Genomic DNA, 20,369 nt, shown 5'->3' with positions numbered 1-20,369 from the left:
GGTCAGTCCGCCATGCGGGCCGCGTACGCGGTGACCTCCATGGGAGTTTCGTATTCGACGAACTCGGGGGTCGTCCACTCCTCGGTCATGTCCTGCTCCTCTCTCCGGGGGCGATCGTCGCCACCCTAGGAGCGCGCGGAGCGGACTGACCAGCCAGTTCGGAAAGATTCCTTCCGATGGGGGAGCCGAGGTGTCGGTGAGCGGGCTACCTTACCGCAGCTTCGAGTTCCACCAAGGCTGTGTCGAGGTGTGTCAGGATCCGCTGCAGGTGCGGGACGCTGCGGCGGCAGCCGGTGACGCCGAAGTCGAGGTGGTCGCCGTTGCTCGTCAGGGTGATGTTCACGGCTTGGCCGTCCAGCAGCACCGAGGCCGGGTAGATGCCGTCGAGCTGGGCGCCGTTCCAGTACATCTGCTTGCGCGGGCCGGGGACGTTCGAGATCACCAGGTTGAACGGCGGCCGCGTGTTCTTGACGATGCCCGGGATCGGCGACGCGCCGAGCTGCGCCACGTTGACCGCCGATAGCAGCAGCGTCTGCAGGGGTGTCAGCTCCGAGAACAGCCGCTTGCCGTTGCGCATCGACTGGTGGATCGTGACGAGCCGCTTGCCCGCGTCCGGCAGGTCGGTGGCCAGGTTGCACAGCAGCGCGCCGATGTTGTTGCCCGCCGCCTCGCCGGGATCGTTCTGGCGGCGCAGCGACACCGGCACCATCGCGATGAGCGGCGAATCCGGCAGCGCGCGCTGTTCGATGAGGTAGTCCCGGAGCGCACCCGAGCACATCGCGAGCACGACGTCGTTGCGCGAGACTCCGGCCGCCGTCGCCACTTGCCGGACCCGGTCCAGCGACCACTTCTGCGCCGCGAACCGCCGCGCGCCGCCGATCGGCACGTTGAGCATCGTCTTCGGCGCTTGCCCCGGCAGCGTCAGAGTGTGTTCGCCGAACGCCTCGCGCGCCACCTTCAACGCGGCGGGAGCCAGGCTTGCGAGCTGGCTGGCCGCCTTGTTCGCGGTCTGCAGGAACGACCGCGGGCGCTTCGCGCGTTCTTCTCCGGGCTTGCGCCGGCTGCCCCACCACGGCGGGCAGTCCATGTCTGAGGGATCGTCCGACAGCGTGCCCTGCAGCTGGCGCAGCGCCGAAACGCCGTCCATCAGCGCGTGGTGGACCTTGGTGTAGACGGCGAACCGGCCGTCGTCGAGTCCCTCGATGAGGTGGGTCTCCCAGAGCGGCCGGTGCCGGTCGAGCAGGGTGCTGTGCCAGCGGCCGGTCAGCTCCAGCAGCTCGCGGACGCGGCCCGGCCGCGGCAGCGCCGAGTGCCGGAAGTGGTAGTCGAGCTCGAGCTCGGCGTCGTTCGCCCAAGCCACGTGACCCATCGTGTTCACCGGCCGGGCGGGGCGGCGCCGGAACACCGAGCGCATGTTGTCCGATTCCAGCAGGGAAGTACGGATGTCGCGAAGGTACTCTTCGCCGGCGCCGTCGGGCTTCTTGAACAGCTGCAGGCCGCCCACGTGCATCGGATGCTCGCGCGTTTCGACGAGGAGGAACATCGAGTCGGTCACGGGCATCATCGCCATGGGACATCACCTTCCGCGCTCGGCACGCCGACTCTACGCGCTCGGCGGCCGCGGGTGGATCACGTTCTACTCTGGCGAGTATGACCGCCCGCGGCACCGGGGAAACGTCGTTGCCACCGATGGCCGAGTGCGTCGTGATCGGTGGCGGCGTCATCGGTGTCAGCTGCGCGTTCCGGCTCGCCGAGGCCGGTGTCGACGTGCTGCTGCTCGAACGCGGCGAGCTGGGCGGCGGCTCGACGGCGAAGGCCGCGGGCGGCATCCGGTCGTCGTTCACCACCCGCGTCAACGTCGAGCTGGGACTGCGCGGGCTCGCCGCGTACAGCGCTTTCACGCGCGACTTCGGCGTCGAGATCGACTTCCGGCGCGACGGCTACCTGTACCTGCTCACCGACCCGGCGGACGTGCCCGCAATCGGACAGTGCGCGGAGCTGCAGCGCGAGTACGGCGTCCGCAGCCACCTGCTCGATCCCGCGGAAGCGAAGGATGCCCTACCACTGATAGAGACGGACGGGATCGTCGCCGCGCTGTGGTCCCCGGACGACGCAAAGGCCACACCGGACGCTGTCGTCCAGGGCTACGCGCGTGCGGCGCGAGCGTGCGGCGCGACGCTGCGCACCGGCGTCGAAGTCACCGGGATCGAACGCGACGGCGACACGCTGATCGGCGTCGTCACGACGGCGGGCTTCGTGCGGACCGGAGCAGTGGTGTGCGCCGCGGGCGCGTGGTCGGGGCGCGTCGGGGAGCTCGCCGGCCTCGCCCTTCCGGTGCGCCCTTACCGGCGGCAGGTCGTGTTCACCGGGCCGGTGCCCGGGCTGCCGGACTCGGTTCCGTTGACCATCGAGCTGCCGTCGGCGTTCTACTTCCACCGCGGGGGACCGGGCCTGGCGATGTCGTTCAGCGAGGACGACGGCTTCCCGGGCTTCGACACCCGGTACGAGCCGGGCGAGTGGCTGCCGCGCCTGGCCGAGCTGGCCGGCCGCCGGATCCCCGCCGTCCTCGACGCCGGCGTCCGCACGGCCTGGGCCGGGCTGTACGAAATGACGCCGGACCGCAACCAGATCATGGGGGAAAGCGTCCTGCTGTCGCGGTTCTTCTACGCGACCGGTTTCTCCGGCCACGGCTTTCAGATGGGGCCCGCCGCCGGCGAGCTGATCCGGGACCTCTACCTGGGGCGCGAACCGGCGGTGGACGTCGCGGAGCTGGACGTCCGGCGGTTCGACGGCGCCGATACCGCACCGGTCGAACACCACATCGTCTAGGGCCGATTGCCAGATCGTTCAACGATCTGGCAGTATCCGGGCCGTGGCTGTGAGTGGTGCTCGGGAGCTGGTGGACGCGCTGGAAGCGCTCGGAACGGAGATCGTCTTCGGGCTTCCGGGGGTGCACAACCTGCCGTTGTGGGAGGCGCTCGGCGAAACCGGCATCAAACTCGTCGGCGTCCGCCACGAACAGACGGCCGGGTACGCCGCCGACGGCTACGCCCGCGCCACCGGCAAGCTCGGCGTCGCGCTGGTCACCACCGGCCCGGGCGCGGCGAACACCCTCGGCGCGGTCGGCGAGGCCATGGCGTCCGCGGCACCGGTGCTGGTCATCGCCACCGACATCCCGTCGACGCTGCGGCGGCCCGGCGTCGTGCGCGGCGTGCTGCATGAGACCTCCGACCAGCAGGCGATGTTCGCGCCGGTGACCAAGGGCGGCTTCACCGTGCGGGCCGCCGACCAGGTCGGCACCACCGTGCACCGCGCCGCGCGCCTTGCGCTGCAGCCGCAGAGCGGCCCCGTCTACCTCGGCGTGCCGACCGACTACCTGCGCGAGACGGTCCCGCATCGACGTCCGCCCGCGCCGCACCGCAAGCCGGACGTCGACGTCCCGGACCTCGCCCGGGCCGAGGCGATGCTGTCCGACGCACGGCATCCGCTGATCTGGGCCGGCGGCGGCGCGCTGCGCTCGGGTGCGGGCGACGCGATCGGCGCGCTCGCGGAGAAGCTCGCCGCGCCGGTGATCACCACGTTCGCCGCCCGCGGGCTGCTGCCGCTCGACCACCCGTGCCTGGCGCCGAACCCGGTGCACACGCCGGAGGTCGGGGAACTGTGGGACGAAGCCGACGTCGTGCTCGCCATCGGCACCGACTTCGACGGCCTGATGACGCAGAACTGGCGGATGCCGAAACCGCCGCAGCTGATCGCGGTCAACGTCGACGCCGACGACGCCGCCAAGAACTACATACCGGACCTCACGCTCGTCGGGGACGCGCGCTCTATCGTCGATAGATTGCTGCCGAAGCAGCGGCCCGGGCTCGACGACATCACGCTGCGGCTGGCCGGCATCGGCCGCCGGGTGCGCCAGCGGATCCGGGACGAGGAGCCGCAGGCCTACGACTTCTTGTCCACTTTGGACGAGGTGCTGCCGACGGACGCGGTGCTGGTCTCCGACATGTGCGTCGCCGGGTACTGGGTCGGCGGCTTCCACAGGGTGCGCGCGCCGCGCAAGCTCGCCTACCCGATGGGCTGGGGGACCCTCGGCTACGGCTTCCCGGCGTCGCTCGGCGCGGCCGCGGCCGGCACCGGGCGCGCCATCTGCATCACCGGCGACGGCGGGTTCCTCTACGGCTGCGGCGACCTGGCGACGCTCGCGCAGGAACAGTTGCCGGTTACTGTCGTCCTGGTCGACGACGGTGGCTACGGCATGCTCCGCTACGACCAGGATCGCGAGGGCCTGCCGCACCGCGGGGTCGACTGGGACAGCCCGGACTTCGTCGGCCTGGCCCGGTCGTTCGGGGTGCACGCCGATCGGGTTTCCGGGTTCGGGCGCGCGTTCCGGCGGTTGCTCGGCGAGTTCGTCGAGTCGGACGAGCCGAACGTGCTGGTCGTGAAGGCCAAGCTGAAGCCACCGCTGAACACCTCGCCGCGGTGGTACCGGACATGAGGATCGGCGTCGACATCGGCGGCACGTTCACCGACCTCTGCGCGGTGGACGAGGCCGGGATCGTCGCCGTCGGCAAGGTTCTGACCACGCACGACGCGCCGGCTCTAGCAGTGATAGAGGGATTGACCGCGCTGCTGGCGGACGCGGGGATCGCTGCTTCCGACGTGACGCAGGTGGTCCACGGGACGACGCTGGTGACGAACGCGCTGATCGAGCGCAAGGGCTCGCGGACCGCGCTGCTCGCCACCGCCGGCTTCCGCGACGTCCTGGAGATGCGCCGCGAGCACCGGTACGAGCTGTACGACCTGCACCTGGAACTGCCCGCGCCCCTGGTGCCGCGGCACCTGCGGTTCGACGTCCCGGAGCGCATCCTCGCCGACGGGTCCGTGCACACCGGGCTCGACGAGGAGTACGTGCGGAAGCTCGGTCGCGAACTGGCGGACCGCGGGATCGAAGCGGTCGCTGTCTGCTTCCTGCACTCCTTCACCAACCCGGCGCACGAGCGGCGCGTCGCGGAGCTGCTCGCCGAGGTTGCGCCCGGTCTGCGCGTTGCGCTGTCTTCCGACGTCGTCCCGGAGATCCGCGAGTACGAGCGTGCGTCGACCACGGTAGCGAACGTTTACGTCCAGGATCTCACCGAGCGCTACCTGCGCGATCTCGAACACCGATTGAGACGGCTCGGGATCCCGCGGGCGCCGCACATCATGCTGTCCAACGGCGGTGTGGTCACCGTCGAGACCGCGGCGCGGCATCCGATCCGCATCCTGGAGTCCGGTCCGGCGGGTGGTGCGCTGGCGGCCGCGGTGCTGGGACCGCCTGACCTGCTGGCTTTCGACATGGGCGGCACGACGGCGAAACTGTGCCTGATCGCGGGCGGCGCGCCGCTGGTCACGCACCAGTTCGAGGTCGACCGCAAGTACCGGCTGCTGCCCGGCTCGGGACTGCCGGTGCAGGTGCCGGTGACCGACATGATCGAGATCGGCGTCGGGGGCGGTTCCATCGCCCGCATCGACGCACTGGGGTTGCTGACCGTCGGGCCCGACTCGGCGGGGTCCGAGCCCGGTCCGGCCTGCTACGGCCGCGGCGGCACCGAACCCACGGTCACCGACGCCGACCTCGTGCTCGGCTATCTCGACCCGGGCTACTTCCTCGGTGGCGGCATGCGCCTGGATGCCGAAGCGTCCCGATCAGTGTTAGAGAAGAAGATCGCCGGCCCGCTCGGGGTGAGCGTCGAAGAGGCCGCTTGGGGCATCCACGCCAGCGTCAACGAGGACATGGCCAACGCCGCCCGGGTGCACGCCGTCGAGCGCGGGCACGATCCGGCGAAGCTGCCGATGTACACCTTCGGCGGCGCGGGCCCGGTGCACGGCGCCGGCGTCGCGCGGGCGCTCGGGGCGCCGTCCGTTGTCGCGCCCCCGGTCGCCGGCGTGCTCAGCGCCGCCGGGTTCCTCACCGCGCCGCTTGCGTTCGACTTCGTCCGCTCGGCGCGCGCGGCCGTGCACGACCTGGAGTGGGAGCAGGTCGACGCGCTGTTCGCCGAAATGGAGGCCGAAGGCGCGGCGCTGCTGGCCGAGTCCGGAGTGGAAGAGGTGACGCACCGGCGGGTCGCCGAGATGCGCTACACCGGGCAGGGCTACGAGATCCGCGTTCCGGTCCGCGGCGGCAACTGGCCCCTATCACTGATAGAGGAGTTCACCCGCACCTACCGCGCGCTCTATCGGCGCACGGGGCCGGCGGTCGGCGTCGAGGTGCTGAACTGGCGGGTCGTCTCGAGCGGACCTGCGCCGGACGTCCCCCTGCGGCTGACTGCGGAAGCGTCTGGTGGGACCGCGCAGAAGGGCACCCGCAAGGCGTACTTCCCGTCGACTGGTGGATTTGTCGACACGGTCGTCTTCGATCGGTACCGGCTCGCGCCGGACACGCGAGTCGATGGGCCGGCCATCGTGGAAGAGCGCGAGTCCACCGTGGTCGTCCCGCCCGGCGCGCACTGCGTCGTCCGGCGCGACGGGGCTCTGGAGGTAACGGTGTGAGCGTCGACCCCATCCTCGCCGGGCTGTTCGGCAACCGGCTGCACTCCATCCTCGCCGAGCAGCAGAACGCACTGGTCAACACGGCGTTCTCCGCCGTCGTGCGGGAGTCGCTCGACCTGGCGTGTGCGGTGTTCGACTCGCGTGGCGAGATGATCGGCCAGTCCGTCGGCGGCACGCCGGGGCACATCAACGCGATGGCCACCGGCATGCACCACTTCGTCGCGGCCTACCCGCCCGAGACGCTCGAACCCGGGGACGTGCTGCTCACCAACGACCCGTGGCAGACCGCCGGGCAGATCAACGACATCACCGTGGCGACGCCGGTGTTCCGCCGCGGCCGGCTGGTCGCGTGGTTCGCGTCGTGCTGCCACGCGCCCGACATCGGCGGCCGGCTCGTCTCCGCCGAAGCTTACGAAGTCTTCGAAGAAGGACTTCGGCTGCCGATCCTCAAGTTCCTGCGCGCCGGCGAGGTCAACGCCGACCTGGAACGGCTGATCCGCGCGAACGTCCGGACGCCGGAAGAGACCATCGGCGACCTGTACGCGCAGGTCACCGGCAACGAGGTCGGCGCCGCGAGCCTGCTGCGGCTGCTGGACGAACTCGGCCTCGAAACGCTGGACGACGTCGCCGCCGAGATCATGGACCGTTCGGAGCAGGCGCTGCGGGACGCGCTGCGCGCCCTCCCCGACGGCACGTACACCAACGAGATCGCCACCGACGGCTTCGACGACGAAGAGGTCGTGCTGCGCGTCGCGGCCACTGTGGACGGTGACGGGATCCACCTCGACTTCGCGGGATCGTCACCGCAGAGCCGTCGCGGGATCAACGTCGTGCTGAACTACACGCGGGCGTACGCGTCCTTCGCGGTCAAGGCGGCGATCTCGCCTGAGGTGCCGCACAACGCCGGGTCGTTCCGGCCGGTGCGCGTCACCGCGCCCGAGGGCTCGGTGTTGAACTGCCTGCCGCCGGCGCCGGTCGCGTCCCGGCACCTGATCGGGCACTTCCTGCCGTCGCTGCTGATCGGCGCGCTGCCCGGCACGGCGATCGCGCCGGGCGCGGACGCGCTGTGGATGACCATCTGGCGCGGCCCGGGGTTCATGCTGAACGTCTTCCAGACCGGCGGCACGGGTGCGCGCCGGGACAGGGACGGCTTGAGCACGACGGGGTTCCCGAGCGGCCTGCGGTCGACGCCGACCGAGGTGATCGAAACGACGACGCCGCTGGTCCAGCACTCCCGCGAACTGCGCGTCGACTCCGGCGGGCCCGGACGGTGGCGCGGTGGCCTCGGCCAGGTGACGACGATGGCCGTCCGCGGTGATTTCCCCTGGAGTGTCAATGGGAACGTCGACCGCGTGCGCGCCGCGGCGTCCGGAGTGGACGGTGGACGGGCCGGCGCGGTCGGCCGCTTCGGCCTGTACGGCGGGGCGAACCTGCCCGCGAAGAGCCGCGTGACGCTGGCCGCGGAGTCCGTTGTGGACGTCACGTTGCCGGGTGGCGGTGGCTACGGGCCGCCGTTCGAGCGGCCTGTGGCGGCGGTGCTCGCCGACGTCGTCGAGGGATACATCTCGACGGAAGCGGCGCGCGAGGCGTACGGCGTCGAAGTGGTGTACCTGGGACAGCCGGACGCACTCGTCCGGCTACCCGAGGACTACACAGTGGACGAAAAGCGGACAGCGCAATTGAGAGCGGGGAAGTGACATGGGTCGGTTGGCCGGCAAGGTGGCGGTCGTCTTCGGCGGCGCGCGGGGCATCGGCCTCGCCACGGTGAAGGAGTTCCTCGCCGAAGGTGCGACGGTCTTCGCTTCCGACATCCGCGAGCCCGCAGAACCCATCGAGGGATACCGGCATTCCATAGTGGACGCCACGGACGAGGACGCCGTGGCGGCGTTCGTCGACGGGGTCATCGCCGAGACCGGTCGCATCGACGTGCTGTTCAACAACGTCGGCATCCACCTCGGCAAGCCCTTGGCCGACACCACGCTGGCGGAGTTCGACCACATCTTCGCGCTCAACGTCCGCGCCGCTTTCCTCGGCACCCGCGCGGTGCTGCCGCACATGATCGAGCAGAAGGCGGGCAGCATCATCACGACGTCGTCGAACGGCGGCGTGATGGGCCGTCCGGGTGACCCGGTGTACAACGCCACCAAACACGCGCTGGTCGGGCTGACGAAGTCCATCGCCGTCGCGCACGCGCACCAAGGAATCCGGGCCAACACGGTGAACCCTGGCGCGATCGACACCGACATGCTGCGCAGCACCCTCAACTCGCCGGAGGAGTTCGAGACCAAGCAGCACCAGCTGGTCGCGAGCACGCCCGCGGCGCGCGTCGGCGAGGCGTGGGAGGTCGCGAAAGCGGTGGTGTTCCTGGCGAGCGACGAGTCGCGGTTCGTGAACGGCGTCGTGCTACCGATCGACGGCGCGAAGGCCGCGGGCGCGATGCCGGGCAACCGCTACAGCCTCGATTTCGAGCTCGGCGTCAGGTAGCGCCGTGACCGTCGATGCCTCGGGGCTGGAGAGCGCGCGGCACCTGCTCGAGCGCAGCGGCACGGCCGAGCGGGTCGCGGCGATCCTGCGCCAGCACATCACCGACGGGGTCTTCGCGCCCGGCGAACGGCTGTCCGAGCCGGTGATCAGCGCGGCGCTCGGCGTCTCGCGCAACACGTTGCGCGAGTCGTTCCAGCTGCTCGCCCACGAACGGCTGGCTGTGCACGAGCTGAACCGCGGTGTGTTCGTGCGCGAGCTGACGACGGAGGACATCGCGGACCTCTACGTCGTGCGCCGCGCGACCGAATGCGGTGCACTGCGCCGCGCTGCAGAGCTGCCGAGCGTGAATCTATCAGTGATAGAGAAAGCGCTCCGCGACGGCCGGGCGGCGGCGGACGCCGAGGACTGGCCGGCGGTCGGCACCGCCAGCATCCACTTCCACCAGGCCCTCGCGGACCTGGCCGGGAGCGAACGTCTCTCCGCGACGATGCGCCAGGTGCTCGCCGAGACGCGGCTGTTCTTCGTGCTGAACGAGAACACGCGGGAGTTCTACGAACCGTTCCTCGGGTGCCACGAGAAGATCCTGCGCGACCTGCGCCGCGGCCGGTTCGACGCCGCGGAGGCCGCCCTCGACCGGTACCTGCGCGACGCCGAAGCCCGGCTGCTCGAGCTCAGCTCCGAGGGAACGCCACCGTGACCACACCCGACGAGGAGCCGACGATGCCTCCTGCCCCCGACGGATTCCGCCCGCTGGACGGGATCAAGGTCGTCGACCTCTCCCGCATCCTCGCCGGCCCGTACTGCACGCAGTACCTCGGCGAGATGGGCGCGGACGTGGTGAAGGTGGAGCCACCGGGCCACGGCGACGACACCCGCGGCTGGGGCCCGCCGTTCGTCGGCGACGAGGCCGTCTACTACCTGGCCGCGAACCGGAACAAGCGCGGGATCGTGCTCGACCTCAAGAGCGACCGCGGGCGGGACGCGCTGCGGCGGCTGGTCGCGAACGCCGACGTGCTCGTCGAGAACTTCCGGCCCGGGACCCTCGAAAACTGGGGAATCGGGTACGCCGAGTTGTCGGAGCTGAACCCCCGGCTGATCCACGTGTCGATCACCGGCTTCGGGCAGACCGGCCCGTACCGCGACCGCGCGGGGTACGACCTCGTCGCCCAGGCCCTCGGCGGCGTGATGTCGCTGACCGGCGAACCCGGCGGCGCGCCGGCGAAGGTCGGGCTGCCGGTGGCGGACCTGAACGCCGGGACGTGGGCGATCATCGGCGTCCTGATGGCGCTGCAGGCCCGGCACACCACCGGCCGCGGCCAGTACCTCGACGTGTCCCTTCTGGACAGTCAGCTGGCCTGGCACGTCTACGCCGCGGGCGCGCACTTCTACGACGCGCCGCGGCCGCGCCGGATGGGCTCGGCGCACCCGAGCATCGTCCCGTACCAGGGCTACCACGTCGCCGACGGCTGGCTGGTCATCGCGGTCGGCAGCGAAAAGCTGTGGCAAGCCTTCTGCGGGGTGCTCGGGCTGGACATCGCCGCGGACCCGCGGTTCGCGTCGAACGCCCTTCGCGCCGCGCACCGCGACGAGCTGAACGCCCTGCTCGAGCCGGTGCTCCTGACCCGCACGGCGGCGGAGTGGATGAAGGCCTTCGACGCGGCGGGCATCCCGGCGGCCCCGGTCAACGAGATCGACGACGTCTACGCGGACCCGTGGGCGGCGGCGCGCGACCAGGTGGTGCGGCTGCCGCACCCGACGGTGGGGACGTACCTGGGCACGGGCTTCCCGGTGAAGGCGTCGGACACCCCGGCGCGGCCGACGTCGGCGCCCCCGACGCTGGGCCAGCACACCGCGGAGGTCCTCGCGGAGCTGGGGTACACGCCCGAGGAGATCGCCGGCTTCCTGGACTGACCGGCCAGCCCTGCCCGGCGAACTGTGCACGACGGAGTGTTCGCATCCGGCGTCCCGCCCTGGTAGGGATGGGGGCAGGACTGAGGAGGACCGATGTCAGCACAGCACGCCCTGTGGCACCCGTTCGCCGACATGGGCGCGGTCGACGGCGACCGGATGGTCATCACCCGCGGCGAAGGCTCGTACGTCTGGGACGACGCGGGCCGCCGGTACTTCGACGCGACCGCGTCGCTCTGGTACGCGAACTTCGGTCACGGCCGCCCGGAGATCACCGAAGCCGTCGCCAAGCAGCTGCAGACGCTCGATTCGTACAACCTGTTCGGCTACAACGCGAACCAGCCGGCGCTCGAACTGGCAGACCGCGTCGCCGGGCTGGCGCCGGAACCGGGGTCGAAGGTGTTCTTCGGCTCGGGCGGCGGCGACGTGATCGACACGGCGGTGAAGCTCGCGCGCGCGTACTTCGCGCACACCGGGCGGCCGGAGAAGGTGCACGTAATCGGCCGCGCCCAGGGTTACCACGGCACGCACGGTTTCGGCACGGCCGTCGGCGGCATCCCGGCGAACGCGGCGAACTTCGGCCCGCAGCCGCCGGACTTCTCGCACGTCCCGTACGACAGCGCGGCCGCGCTGGAGGCGGAGATCCAGCGCGTCGGCGCCGCGCGCGTCGCGGCGTTCTTCTGCGAGCCGGTGATCGGCGCGGGCGGCGTGCTGCTGCCGCCGGAGGGGTACATCGAGGAGGTGGCGGCGATCTGCCGCCGCCACGAGGTGCTGTTCGTGGCGGACTGCGTGATCGCGGCGTGGGGCCGGCTCGGCACGTGGTTCGGCATCGACCGCTGGCCGGTGCAGCCGGACATGATCACGACGGCGAAGGGCATCACGGGCGGGACGATCCCGCTGGGCGCGCTGGTCGTGGCGCCGCGGGTGGCCGAGCCGTTCTTCACCGGCGCGCCGGGAGCGCCGATCTTCCGCCACGGCGCAACGTACGCGGGCCATCCGGTTGCGTGCGCGGCTGGCTTGGCGACGCTGGACATCTACGAGCGCGACGGGCTGATTCCCCGCGGCCGCGAGCTGGAGAAACCGCTGGCCGACGCGGTGTCGGGGGTGAGCGGGCACGAGCTGGTGACCGAGGTCCGGGCCGGGCTGGGCTTCCTGGCGGCAGTGGAGCTGACGGCGGCGGTCATGGACGCGGACCCGGGAGCACCGGTGAAGCTGCAGCGCGCCTGCCGGGACGAGGGCGTGATCGTGCGCAACCTAGGCCGGGGAGTGGCGGTGTCTCCGCCGCTCGTGGCGGCGGAGCCGGAGCTGGATCTGCTCGCGGTGGCCCTGCCGAAGGCGTTTGACCGCCTGGCGGCGCACCTTTGACGTTGGTGGACGGCTCTTTCCTGGTTTTCGGTGGCAGGGAAGAGCCGTTCACAACTCCGGCGTCAGGAGATGCAGAACTCGTTGCCCTCCGGGTCGGCCATCGTCACCCAGCTGTGCGGCCCCTGCCGTCCCCGCCAGAGGTACGTCGCCCCGCGCGACTTCAGCTTCTCCAGCGTCGCCTCGACGTTCTCCGCACCGACCCACACGTCCAGGTGGACCCGGTTCTTGACCGTCTTCGCCTCCGGAACCTCCTGGAAGAGGATCCGGCGCGGTGGTCCCTCGGGTGACGAGTCCGGGTGACGGATCCCCGCTCCCGACTTCCAGACCAGGGCCCCGCGGTAGGTCCTGGTCTCCTCTTCCGTCGCGTACCCCTTCGCGATCATCTCGCGGACGAAGTCCTCGTCCGTCGGTTCCACGGACCAGCCGAGCGTCTCGGCCCACCAGTCGGCGAGCACGTGCGGGTCGGCCGAATCCACCACTACCTGGAAGTCATGCGCCATACCGGCACGTTAACGACCGAGTCCGACATTTTCCGGAGCATCGGGTCCTCGGGCACCACCGTGAAGCGCCACTTGTCCACGCCGCCGCCCATGATTTCGGCGTACCGGCGGGCGCCGTCGGCGTTGGCGAAACGCACCTGCTGGCCGTTCGTCAGGTGGGTGATCTTGACCGCCACAACAACCTCCCGAAGTTTGTGGGCCGGCCCGCGGAGCTTCCCCCTCCGGGACCGGCAGGCACAGTAGAACACATGTTCGACCGCCCGCGCCACTCTCTCCCCCAACTAGGGGAGCAACCGGAGAAATCGCAGGTCAGAGCGGTCGGATCATGGCGACGCGCGGCCAGGTGTCCAGGCCGCGGGCCGCCTCCGCACGGCGGATCGAGCGCAGCCCGGGGCCGATTTCCGCCTCCGGGACGACCCGGAACCGCAGCCGCTCGTAGTACGGCGCGTTCCACGGCACCGCCGCGAACGTCGTCAGCGTCAACGCCTGCAGTCCGCGCGCGGCAGCCCACTCGGCGAGCGTCTCGATCAGCGCGCTGCCCAGCCCGCGCCGCGCGTGCGCGGGCCGGACCGAGACCTGCTCGATGTGCGCGCACCCGTCGACGACGTCCGCGACGAGGTAGGCCACCGGCCGGTCGGCGGCGTCCACGCTCACCCACGCGCGACCGGCAGACTGGTACACCGCCAGCTCCGCCACCGAGCCGGGGTCGTCGTCGGCGATCGCGTCCATGCCGACGTCGCGGAACAGTGCGCCGGCCTCGCGTTCGACGTCGATCAACGCGGGCAGGTCGCCGGGACGCGCCAGCCGGATCATGCTGGCAGTTGTACGCGCCCGTGCGGGATTCTCACAGGGAATAAGACGAGATCGCCCGCTGGATGCGGATCGCGTACTCCTGCAGGGCGGTGATCGCCGTGTGCCGGGCTTCCTCGGTGATCCGGGCGGCCGGACCGGCCAGGCTCAGCACCGTGGGCCGCCTGCCGATCGTCTGCACCGGCACCGAACACGCCCAGACGCCTTCGTCGAGTTCGCCGGAACTGACCGAATACCGGTTCTCCAGCGCGCGCTTCAGCTCGTCGCGCACCGCCGTGCCACGCTGCTCGACGATCGACGGCAGCCGCCGGTCGCGCTCGATCTCGGGCAGCAGCGCGAGCAGCATCTTGCCGGACGCGCCGACGCCGAGCGGCAGCGAATGGCCCGGCTCGAACGTGAACCGCATGGCGCGGTCGCACTCGACGCGGTCCGCGCACACGGCGGAGTCGCCGAACTGCTGGAACAGCATCACCGTCTCGCCGAGTTCCCGCGCCGCCTCCTCCATCGCCGGCCGCGCCAGCCGCACCATGTCGTTCGCCAGCTGCGCGGCCCGCGCCAGCGGCATCACCTGGCTGGTCAGGTGGTAGTGCCCGGCCCGGCCTTCCTCCAGCAGCTGCAGCTCCTTGAGCAGGGCCACGTAGCGGTAGGTCGTCGCCACCGGGCTGCCGATCGTCGCCGCGAGCTCCGCGACGCTGGCCTCCCACCGGCGCTCCGAAAAGGCCAGCAGCAGCTGGAGGACCTTGCGGGAACTGCTGGCACCGGGCGTGCGGCGCGGGGAAGTGGTGGCGGAACCGTCGACGCTACTGACGGCAGGCGTCATCATGACCTCTCGGTGAGACAAAAACGACTTCGCTATCACACGGGGTGAATAAGTTAGCACGTAGTGTGAAACGAAAGCCAGGTATTGCCGGCGGCGGCCCCGGAAAAGAACCGCCGCCGGCCCACCCGCGTCACATCGTGAGGAACTCGCCCGGTTTCGTCACCACCGGTGACTCGACGTAAAGCCCGCGGTACTCGTCCTGAATGCCGGAGTTGTGCACCTGCAGCGCCAGCGGGCCGACGCGCCCGGCGGTCTTGTCGGTGAACCGCAGCACTTCGACGCCCTTGCAGGTGATGGCCGAGCCGGTGAGCGGGCAGCACGCCATCCGCGCCACGCCGGTGACCGCGTCGCCGATCAGCTCGCACTGCGCCCACTTCTTGATGTCGATGGTCGTGTGCGGCAACTGCTGGAACAGTTTCCCGCCGCCGTCGTTGTGCCCCGGCCGGTAGTCCCAGTGCCCGCCGTTCGGCGGCTGGAACTGGATGGCGCTCAGCGCGTCGCGGATCGGGTCGGTGGTACCCCAGATCAGCACGGTCGGTTTGTGGTTGCCCTTGACCTGCCGGACATTGAATATCCACCGAAACGTGCCGACCTGCTGTTTGTTGTAGTACAACCAGCCGCGCGCGGTGCCGTTGCCGTGGATGACGCCGTTTTTCGCCGACCACAGGCCGGCTTTCGACGACGTCCACGCGCTCAGGTCCGTGCCGCCGAACATCGAAACCAGATTCGGGTCGCCGTACGGGTTGTCCGCGGCGGCCGCGGCCGGTGCCATGGCCGCCGCCACGACGATCCCCGCGGCCACCATGCCGAAGAGCCTGCGAAACATTCTGCCGTCCTCTCGTGAACGCGAACTGCGGTCGAGGGTTTCGGACGGCGAAATGCACGCTACGAGCCGCAGCGGTGAAGCGTCAACCGCGGTCCCGGTCACCGGTGAGGAACGGCGTCAGCAGACCGGGGAGAGCCCGGTCGGCGAGCGCCAGCCCGTCGGCCTCGCCGACGTCGAGCACCCGGTACTTGCCCTTGCCCGCGGCGACCGGCGCGATCAGCGTGACCAGCCCGGCCCGGCGCTGGAAGTACGAGCGTTCGACGACGATCCCGGTCAGGCCGTCGCAGCGGACGGCCGCGGTGCCGCGGTCCAGCGAACCCGACCGCGTCACCAGGTAACGGCCGGTGAACGCGTGGCCGAGGCCGCGGTAGCGGTCCCAGCCGACGAGCGCGGCGAACGGCACCAGCACGAGCGCCACCTGCCACGGCCAGTCCGGCAGCGCGCCGAGCCACGCCAGGCCGTAGAGCGCCGCGGCGAGCAGCAGCACGCCGAGGACGGCCCGGGAGAGCCGGCGGTACAGCGCCCGGCGCGGGTGCCGCACCAGCGGCGTCGCGACCGGGTCTTCACGCAGCACCTCGGCGACGACCTCGTGCGCGCGCGCCACCGGCGCCGGCGGCAGCAGCAGGCCGCCGCCCTTGTCCGCGCCTTTGCCTTCCCGCAGCCCGCCGGCGATGGCGACGCAACGGGCGCCGCCGGCCAGCCGCAGCGGCAGCGGCTCCCGGATTTCGGCGCCGCGCAGGCGGTCTTCCTCGATCGACACCGACCGCGTGGTGATCAGCCCGCGCCGGATGTGCAGCGTGCCGGCGGGCTCGCGGGTGAGCCGGAAGTTCCAGAACGACAGCACGTACCCGCCGATCGACAGCAGCGAGACGAGCACCAGCAGCCCGACGGCGGCGAGCAGCACGCTCACCCACGCCGGCGTCTCGGCGAAGTGCCCGACGACCGCCTGGACCAGCGAGAACTGGATCGGGTCGAAGTGCAGTTCGTGCGCGAAGTGGTAGACGGTGCCGACGGCCGCACCGACCACGGCCAGCCCCGACAGCGTGAACGGCGCGTACCGCAGCCACCGCTTGTCGACCGCGGCGATCAGCTGCTCCGGCGGCGCGTCGGCGGCCTCCGTCGTCACGGCTTCGGCCTTGCGGTGCAGCAGGAGCGTCCGCAGCCGCTGGGCCTCGGCGATCGTGACGGCGTCGAGGACGAGCTCGTCCTTGCCCGGTCCCTTGCCGTGCGAGTGCCGCCCGGTGCCGATCCGCGCCGCGGCCAGCGAAAACAGCCGGTGCTTCGGCTCGGACGTGACATCGACCGTGCGGATCCGGTCGCGCGGGATGGCCCGGTGCTTGCGCTGCAGCAGCCCGGTGCGCCACTCGACCTGCGACTCGGTGATCCGGTAGCGCGAGGTCAGCACGTGCGAGACCCCGGTGAACACGGCGATCGCGGTGAACACGAGACCGATCCACTGCCACGGTTCGCCGTGGCCGAACAGCAGCGCGCCCAGCAGCACCGGCAGCGACTTCACCAGGTCCAGCACCGGCCGGATGAGCAGCATGCGCCGGTCGAGGTGGTGCCACGGCGCGTCCTGCGTGCCCTCGGCCGGCGGGGTCACGACCGTTTCCGTGCTGCTCACGTCGCGTCCCCGCGAACGGCCTGGGTCGTCTTCGTCAGCTCGTCGGCCAGCGCGAGCGCGCGGTCGTGCGCCAGGCCCGCGATGCGCAGCGGGCCCGCCGCGGATGCCGTCGTCACGGTGATCTTCGCCAGCCCGAACAGCTGCTCGAAGGGGTCGCGCTCGATGTCGACGGTCTGGATCCGCGACACCGGCGCGATCCGCCACTCCTGCTTCAGCCAGCCGGACTGGGTGTAGACGGCTTCGCCGGTGACCTCCCAGCGGTGCACGCGGTAGCGCCACTGCGGCATCACGATGAGGTGCAGCGGACCGAGGACGCAGGAGAGCACCAGCGTCACGGTCAGGAACGACGGCGCGTCGTCGCTGGTCACCACGATGAGCGTCTGCACGCCGATCAGGATGATCCAGACGATCGAGGCGGTGACCGTCCAGTAGCCGATGGCCCGGCGGCTGACCCGGTGCGCGGGCGGCCGCAGCTCGGGCGCCGTGTTCGTGGTGTGTTCGCTCACCGCTCAAGCGTGCCCGATCGGGGCCTTGCGCGCCCACGACACTTGTCACGATGGCGATCCGAACCGGCCTCGAACGCGTGGCGTTACGATCGGCGACACCGTCGGCGGAATGGAATCCCTCCCGGGGTGTGTTGTGCTTGACGGACAGCCATGACAACCGGGGCTTCGCCCCGGGCCGGGGGCTCCGCCACCCGGACCCCCGAAAGAACACATGGGAGACCAGGAGGATCCGGTGGGACTCGATCCCGACGACCTGTACGAGGTGGACTCGGACGTCCCCGACCTGACCGGGGCGGTGCTGCTGCACCACTTCGAAGGGTTCATGGACGCCGGCTCGGCGGGCCGTCTGCTGGCCGAGCACCTGCTGGGCGGCGAGCACCGGGTGATCGCCCGCTTCGACGTCGACCGGCTCATCGACTACCGCTCGCGGCGGCCGACGATGACCTACGCGGTCGACCACTGGGAGGACTACGACGCGCCCGAGCTGGTGGTGCACCTGCTGCACGACACCGACGGCACGCCGTTCCTGATGCTGTCCGGCCCGGAGCCCGACCACGACTGGGAGCGGTTCTGCGCGGCGGTCCGGAACCTGGTCGAGCGCTGGGGCGTCCGGCTGACCGCCGGGTTCCACGGCATCCCGATGGGGGCGCCGCACACGCGCCCGCTCGGCGTCACCGCGCACGCGACCCGCAAGGACCTGATCGGCGAGAACCAGCCGCTGCCGAACCGGCTGCAGGTGCCGGGCAGCCTCGCCGCGCTGCTGGAGTACCGGCTCGGCGAGTGGGGCCACGACGCCATCGGCTTCGCCGCGCACGTGCCGCACTACCTGGCACAGTCGACGTACCCGGCCGCGTCGCTGATCGTGCTCGACGCGCTGAGCCGTTCGACCGGCCTGAGCCTGGCCGAGGGCGAGCTGCGCGCGGCCGCGGAGCTGGCCGACGCCGAGATCAACCGGCAGGTCGCGGAGTCCGACGAGATCGCCGACGTGGTGCGCGCCCTCGAGCGCCAGTACGACACGTTCATCGAGGCGTCCGAGCGGGGCAGCCTGCTCGCGGAGTCCGTCGAACACATGCCGACGGCGGAGGAGCTCGGCTCGCAGTTCGAGCGTTTCCTCGCGGAGCAGAACGGCGGAGACGGTCCCGATCGGTGATAGAGCGCTACGACGAGATCGGCGTCGGCTACGCACTCGGGCGGCGGACTGATCCGCGCTGGCTCGCGGCGGTGCTCGACGCGCTGGGCGACGCGGATCCGGTGCTCGACGTCGGCTCCGGGACGGGCTCGTACCAGCCGCCCGGCCGGCGCGTTGTCGCGGTCGAGCCGTCGGCGGAGATGATCCGGCAGCGTCCGCGCGGTGCTGCACCGGTCGTGCGCGCGACTGCGGAGGCGCTGCCGTTCTCTCTATCAGTGTTCGAGGCTGCGCTCGCTGTGCTGACCGTGCACCACTGGACTGACTGGCGTCGCGGCCTCGACGAGCTGCGCCGCGTGTCTCGCCGTCAGGTCGTGCTGGCTTACGACACTGCGCTGCACAACGACTTCTGGTTCGTGCGGGAGTACGTGCCGGAGGTCGCCGAGCTGGAACGGTCCCGTCCTTCCGCGCCCGAGATCGCGGAGTACCTCGGCGCGTCTTCGGTGCTCGCACTGCCGGTGCCGTGGGACTTCACCGACGGCGTCTTCCCGGCGTACTGGCGGCGGCCGGAGGCCTACCTCGACCCGGCGGTGCGCCGGTCGTGCTCGGCGCTCGCGCAGACGTCACCGGCGGCGGTGGATCGGGGCATCGCGCGCCTGCGGGCGGACCTGGACTCCGGTCGCTGGCACGCCGAGCACGCCGAGCTGCTGGACCTGCCGGAGTGGGACGCGGGGTTCCGGCTCATCGTCGCCTGAACGGCCCGGGTGCAGTCCCGGGCTGCGGACGATCGCCCGCGACGACCTGCAGGGCTTCCTCGAAACTCACGCTAGCCGTGGCAGCCCTCTTCGTTGAGCGGCCCGATCGACGGCAGGAGCAGCCCGCACAGGTAGCCGTCGATGAACCGGCCGCTCCCGGCGATGTTCGTGCCCAGCCGGACCAGCGGCGCTAGGCCGCGGATGCCGGCGGCGAGGGCGTCCTGGTTGCGCTGCAGCATCGACGTCAGCCGGTCGAGCTGGGTGAGGACCGGCCCGATCTGTGCCTCGTTGTCGCCGATCAGGCCGGACAGCTCGGTGGCGAGCTGCCGCGAGCCGTCGAGCAGCGTGCTGATCGCGGTCTCGCGGTTGCTCACCTCGCCGAGCAGCTGGTTCCCGTCGTTCAGCAGCCGTCGCACGGTGGCGTCGCGGTCGACGAGCGTCTGCGAGACGACCCGGGTGTTGCCCAGCAGTGTGGCGAGCCGGCTGTCGCGTGACGCGAGCGTGTCCGACAGCCGGGACAGCCCGGTGAGCGCGGCGCGGACACTGCGCGGTGTGTTCGCCAGCGTCGCCGACAGCGTGTCGAAGCTCTTCGCCAGCTGAGCCGTGTCGATGTGGTCCACAGTGGACGAAAGCTTGCCGAACGCCGCGAGGATGTCGTAGGGCACCGTGGTGCGGGACCGGGGGATCGGCGTTCCCGGGTCGAGAGTGTCCGTGCCTTGCGGGTCGAGGGCGAGGTACTGCTGGCCCAGCACGGTCTTCAACCGGATCGACGCGCTCGTCGCATCACCCAGCCAGGCCCCCTTGGCCTTGAACGACACGAGCACGTGGTCGCCGCGCAGCTGCACGTCCGAGACGTGCCCGACTTCGACGCCGGCGATGCGGACGTCGTTGCCGTCGGAGAGCCCGGCCGCCTCGGTGAACTCCGCCGAGTAGGTGGTGCCGTCCCCTATCACTGGTAGGGACCGCGCGTTCAATGCGGTGACAACGCCGAGCGTCAGCACGGCCAGCCCGGCGAGCGCCGTCCTGACCGGGGCGTCAGCGGCAGCCCGACGTGTTGACATGGCGTCGAGAGTGACGCCGGTTACGTCGGGCCGCCAGCCGGATCCCCCGATGAGACGAA

At 71.0% G+C, this 20,369-nt stretch carries 20 protein-coding genes; 10 read left to right on the top strand and 10 right to left on the bottom strand.

Going from position 1 to position 20,369, the window contains the following annotated elements:
- Positions 1-2: 2 nt before the first annotated feature.
- Positions 3-89 (bottom strand): pyrroloquinoline quinone precursor peptide PqqA, encoded by an 87-nt coding sequence (gene pqqA, locus AB0M93_RS19385; RefSeq protein WP_033261286.1) that lies wholly within the window; start codon positions 87-89, stop codon positions 3-5.
- Positions 90-205: 116 nt separating this feature from the next.
- Positions 206-1,570 (bottom strand): wax ester/triacylglycerol synthase family O-acyltransferase, encoded by a 1,365-nt coding sequence (locus AB0M93_RS19380; RefSeq protein ID WP_364275272.1) that lies wholly within the window; start codon positions 1,568-1,570, stop codon positions 206-208.
- Between the two features lie 80 nt (positions 1,571-1,650).
- On the opposite strand from AB0M93_RS19380, the gene AB0M93_RS19375 reads away from it, so the two are divergent.
- The 8 genes from AB0M93_RS19375 to AB0M93_RS19340 all read left to right on the top strand — a co-directional run bounded on the left by AB0M93_RS19375 (position 1,651) and on the right by AB0M93_RS19340 (position 12,282).
- Positions 1,651-2,829: an FAD-binding oxidoreductase gene (locus tag AB0M93_RS19375; protein ID WP_364275270.1), complete on the top strand. Its 1,179-nt coding sequence runs from the start codon at positions 1,651-1,653 to the stop codon at positions 2,827-2,829.
- 43 nt (positions 2,830-2,872) lie between these two features.
- A complete protein-coding gene (locus AB0M93_RS19370) occupies positions 2,873-4,495 on the top strand; it encodes a thiamine pyrophosphate-binding protein (RefSeq protein ID WP_364275268.1) in 1,623 nt (540 codons plus the stop codon).
- Entirely contained in the window at positions 4,492-6,525 is a 2,034-nt protein-coding gene (locus AB0M93_RS19365) for a hydantoinase/oxoprolinase family protein (protein WP_364275266.1), read from the top strand. Before AB0M93_RS19370 ends, AB0M93_RS19365 begins: the two co-directional genes overlap by 4 nt.
- A complete protein-coding gene (locus tag AB0M93_RS19360) occupies positions 6,522-8,222 on the top strand; it encodes a hydantoinase B/oxoprolinase family protein (protein WP_364275265.1) in 1,701 nt (566 codons plus the stop codon). The genes AB0M93_RS19365 and AB0M93_RS19360 overlap by 4 nt, the downstream gene beginning before the upstream one ends.
- 1 nt (position 8,223) lies before the next feature.
- Positions 8,224-9,009 (top strand): SDR family oxidoreductase, encoded by a 786-nt coding sequence (locus AB0M93_RS19355; RefSeq protein WP_364275263.1) that lies wholly within the window; start codon positions 8,224-8,226, stop codon positions 9,007-9,009.
- Between the two features lie 4 nt (positions 9,010-9,013).
- The gene (locus AB0M93_RS19350; RefSeq protein WP_364275261.1) at positions 9,014-9,706 is read left to right on the top strand and encodes a GntR family transcriptional regulator; all 693 of its coding nucleotides are present in this window, start codon (positions 9,014-9,016) and stop codon (positions 9,704-9,706) included.
- Between the two features lie 23 nt (positions 9,707-9,729).
- The gene (locus tag AB0M93_RS19345; RefSeq protein WP_364275259.1) at positions 9,730-10,920 is read left to right on the top strand and encodes a CoA transferase; all 1,191 of its coding nucleotides are present in this window, start codon (positions 9,730-9,732) and stop codon (positions 10,918-10,920) included.
- Positions 10,921-11,013: 93 nt separating this feature from the next.
- The gene (locus AB0M93_RS19340; RefSeq protein WP_364275257.1) at positions 11,014-12,282 is read left to right on the top strand and encodes an aspartate aminotransferase family protein; all 1,269 of its coding nucleotides are present in this window, start codon (positions 11,014-11,016) and stop codon (positions 12,280-12,282) included.
- 62 nt (positions 12,283-12,344) lie between these two features.
- Here AB0M93_RS19340 and AB0M93_RS19335 read toward each other — a convergent pair whose 3' ends face one another.
- The 7 genes from AB0M93_RS19335 to AB0M93_RS19305 all read right to left on the bottom strand — a co-directional run bounded on the left by AB0M93_RS19335 (position 12,345) and on the right by AB0M93_RS19305 (position 17,368).
- Positions 12,345-12,761, bottom strand: a complete 417-nt coding sequence (locus tag AB0M93_RS19335; RefSeq protein ID WP_364275779.1) for a VOC family protein — start codon at positions 12,759-12,761, stop codon at positions 12,345-12,347.
- The gene (locus AB0M93_RS19330; RefSeq protein WP_004561810.1) at positions 12,761-12,958 is read right to left on the bottom strand and encodes a hypothetical protein; all 198 of its coding nucleotides are present in this window, start codon (positions 12,956-12,958) and stop codon (positions 12,761-12,763) included. The genes AB0M93_RS19335 and AB0M93_RS19330 overlap by 1 nt, the downstream gene beginning before the upstream one ends.
- A gap of 133 nt (positions 12,959-13,091) precedes the next feature.
- Complete coding sequence (locus AB0M93_RS19325; protein WP_364275255.1) at positions 13,092-13,595, bottom strand: GNAT family N-acetyltransferase; 504 nt, start codon at positions 13,593-13,595, stop codon at positions 13,092-13,094.
- A gap of 31 nt (positions 13,596-13,626) precedes the next feature.
- Positions 13,627-14,412, bottom strand: a complete 786-nt coding sequence (locus AB0M93_RS19320; RefSeq protein ID WP_364275777.1) for an IclR family transcriptional regulator — start codon at positions 14,410-14,412, stop codon at positions 13,627-13,629.
- A gap of 130 nt (positions 14,413-14,542) precedes the next feature.
- Entirely contained in the window at positions 14,543-15,238 is a 696-nt protein-coding gene (locus AB0M93_RS19315) for a family 16 glycoside hydrolase (protein WP_364275253.1), read from the bottom strand.
- 82 nt (positions 15,239-15,320) lie between these two features.
- Positions 15,321-16,784 carry a PH domain-containing protein gene (locus tag AB0M93_RS19310; RefSeq protein ID WP_364275775.1) on the bottom strand — a complete coding sequence of 488 codons (1,464 nt, stop codon included), beginning with the start codon at positions 16,782-16,784 and terminating at the stop codon, positions 15,321-15,323.
- A gap of 74 nt (positions 16,785-16,858) precedes the next feature.
- Positions 16,859-17,368 carry a PH domain-containing protein gene (locus AB0M93_RS19305; protein ID WP_364275251.1) on the bottom strand — a complete coding sequence of 170 codons (510 nt, stop codon included), beginning with the start codon at positions 17,366-17,368 and terminating at the stop codon, positions 16,859-16,861.
- A gap of 232 nt (positions 17,369-17,600) precedes the next feature.
- Here AB0M93_RS19305 and AB0M93_RS19300 point away from each other — a divergent pair, with 232 nt between their 5' ends.
- Both AB0M93_RS19300 and AB0M93_RS19295 read left to right on the top strand, forming a co-directional pair.
- The gene (locus AB0M93_RS19300; protein ID WP_364275249.1) at positions 17,601-18,518 is read left to right on the top strand and encodes a PAC2 family protein; all 918 of its coding nucleotides are present in this window, start codon (positions 17,601-17,603) and stop codon (positions 18,516-18,518) included.
- Entirely contained in the window at positions 18,518-19,249 is a 732-nt protein-coding gene (locus tag AB0M93_RS19295; RefSeq protein ID WP_364275773.1) for a methyltransferase domain-containing protein, read from the top strand. The genes AB0M93_RS19300 and AB0M93_RS19295 overlap by 1 nt, the downstream gene beginning before the upstream one ends.
- A 71-nt stretch (positions 19,250-19,320) precedes the next feature.
- Here AB0M93_RS19295 and AB0M93_RS19290 read toward each other — a convergent pair whose 3' ends face one another.
- The gene (locus tag AB0M93_RS19290; RefSeq protein WP_364275247.1) at positions 19,321-20,310 is read right to left on the bottom strand and encodes an MCE family protein; all 990 of its coding nucleotides are present in this window, start codon (positions 20,308-20,310) and stop codon (positions 19,321-19,323) included.
- Positions 20,311-20,369: the final 59 nt, after the last annotated feature.

Origin of the sequence: Amycolatopsis sp. NPDC051102, assembly GCF_040682815.1 — a bacterium.
Taxonomy (GTDB): domain Bacteria; phylum Actinomycetota; class Actinomycetes; order Mycobacteriales; family Pseudonocardiaceae; genus Amycolatopsis.
The sequence above is the reverse complement of the archived record's forward strand: the minus strand, read 5'-3'. Positions and strand labels throughout refer to the sequence as shown.

Coding starts and splice junctions, on each gene's coding strand:
- pqqA (WP_033261286.1), bottom strand. CDS start 89: ATGACCGAGGAGTGGACGACCCCCGAGTTCGTCGAATACGAAACTCCC.
- AB0M93_RS19380 (WP_364275272.1), bottom strand. CDS start 1,570: ATGGCGATGATGCCCGTGACCGACTCGATGTTCCTCCTCGTCGAAACG.
- AB0M93_RS19375 (WP_364275270.1), top strand. CDS start 1,651: ATGACCGCCCGCGGCACCGGGGAAACGTCGTTGCCACCGATGGCCGAG.
- AB0M93_RS19365 (WP_364275266.1), top strand. CDS start 4,492: ATGAGGATCGGCGTCGACATCGGCGGCACGTTCACCGACCTCTGCGCG.
- AB0M93_RS19355 (WP_364275263.1), top strand. CDS start 8,224: ATGGGTCGGTTGGCCGGCAAGGTGGCGGTCGTCTTCGGCGGCGCGCGG.
- AB0M93_RS19345 (WP_364275259.1), top strand. CDS start 9,730: ATGCCTCCTGCCCCCGACGGATTCCGCCCGCTGGACGGGATCAAGGTC.
- AB0M93_RS19340 (WP_364275257.1), top strand. CDS start 11,014: ATGTCAGCACAGCACGCCCTGTGGCACCCGTTCGCCGACATGGGCGCG.
- AB0M93_RS19325 (WP_364275255.1), bottom strand. CDS start 13,595: ATGATCCGGCTGGCGCGTCCCGGCGACCTGCCCGCGTTGATCGACGTC.
- AB0M93_RS19320 (WP_364275777.1), bottom strand. CDS start 14,412: ATGACGCCTGCCGTCAGTAGCGTCGACGGTTCCGCCACCACTTCCCCG.
- AB0M93_RS19315 (WP_364275253.1), bottom strand. CDS start 15,238: ATGTTTCGCAGGCTCTTCGGCATGGTGGCCGCGGGGATCGTCGTGGCG.
- AB0M93_RS19310 (WP_364275775.1), bottom strand. CDS start 16,784: ATGCTGCTCATCCGGCCGGTGCTGGACCTGGTGAAGTCGCTGCCGGTG.
- AB0M93_RS19290 (WP_364275247.1), bottom strand. CDS start 20,310: ATGTCAACACGTCGGGCTGCCGCTGACGCCCCGGTCAGGACGGCGCTC.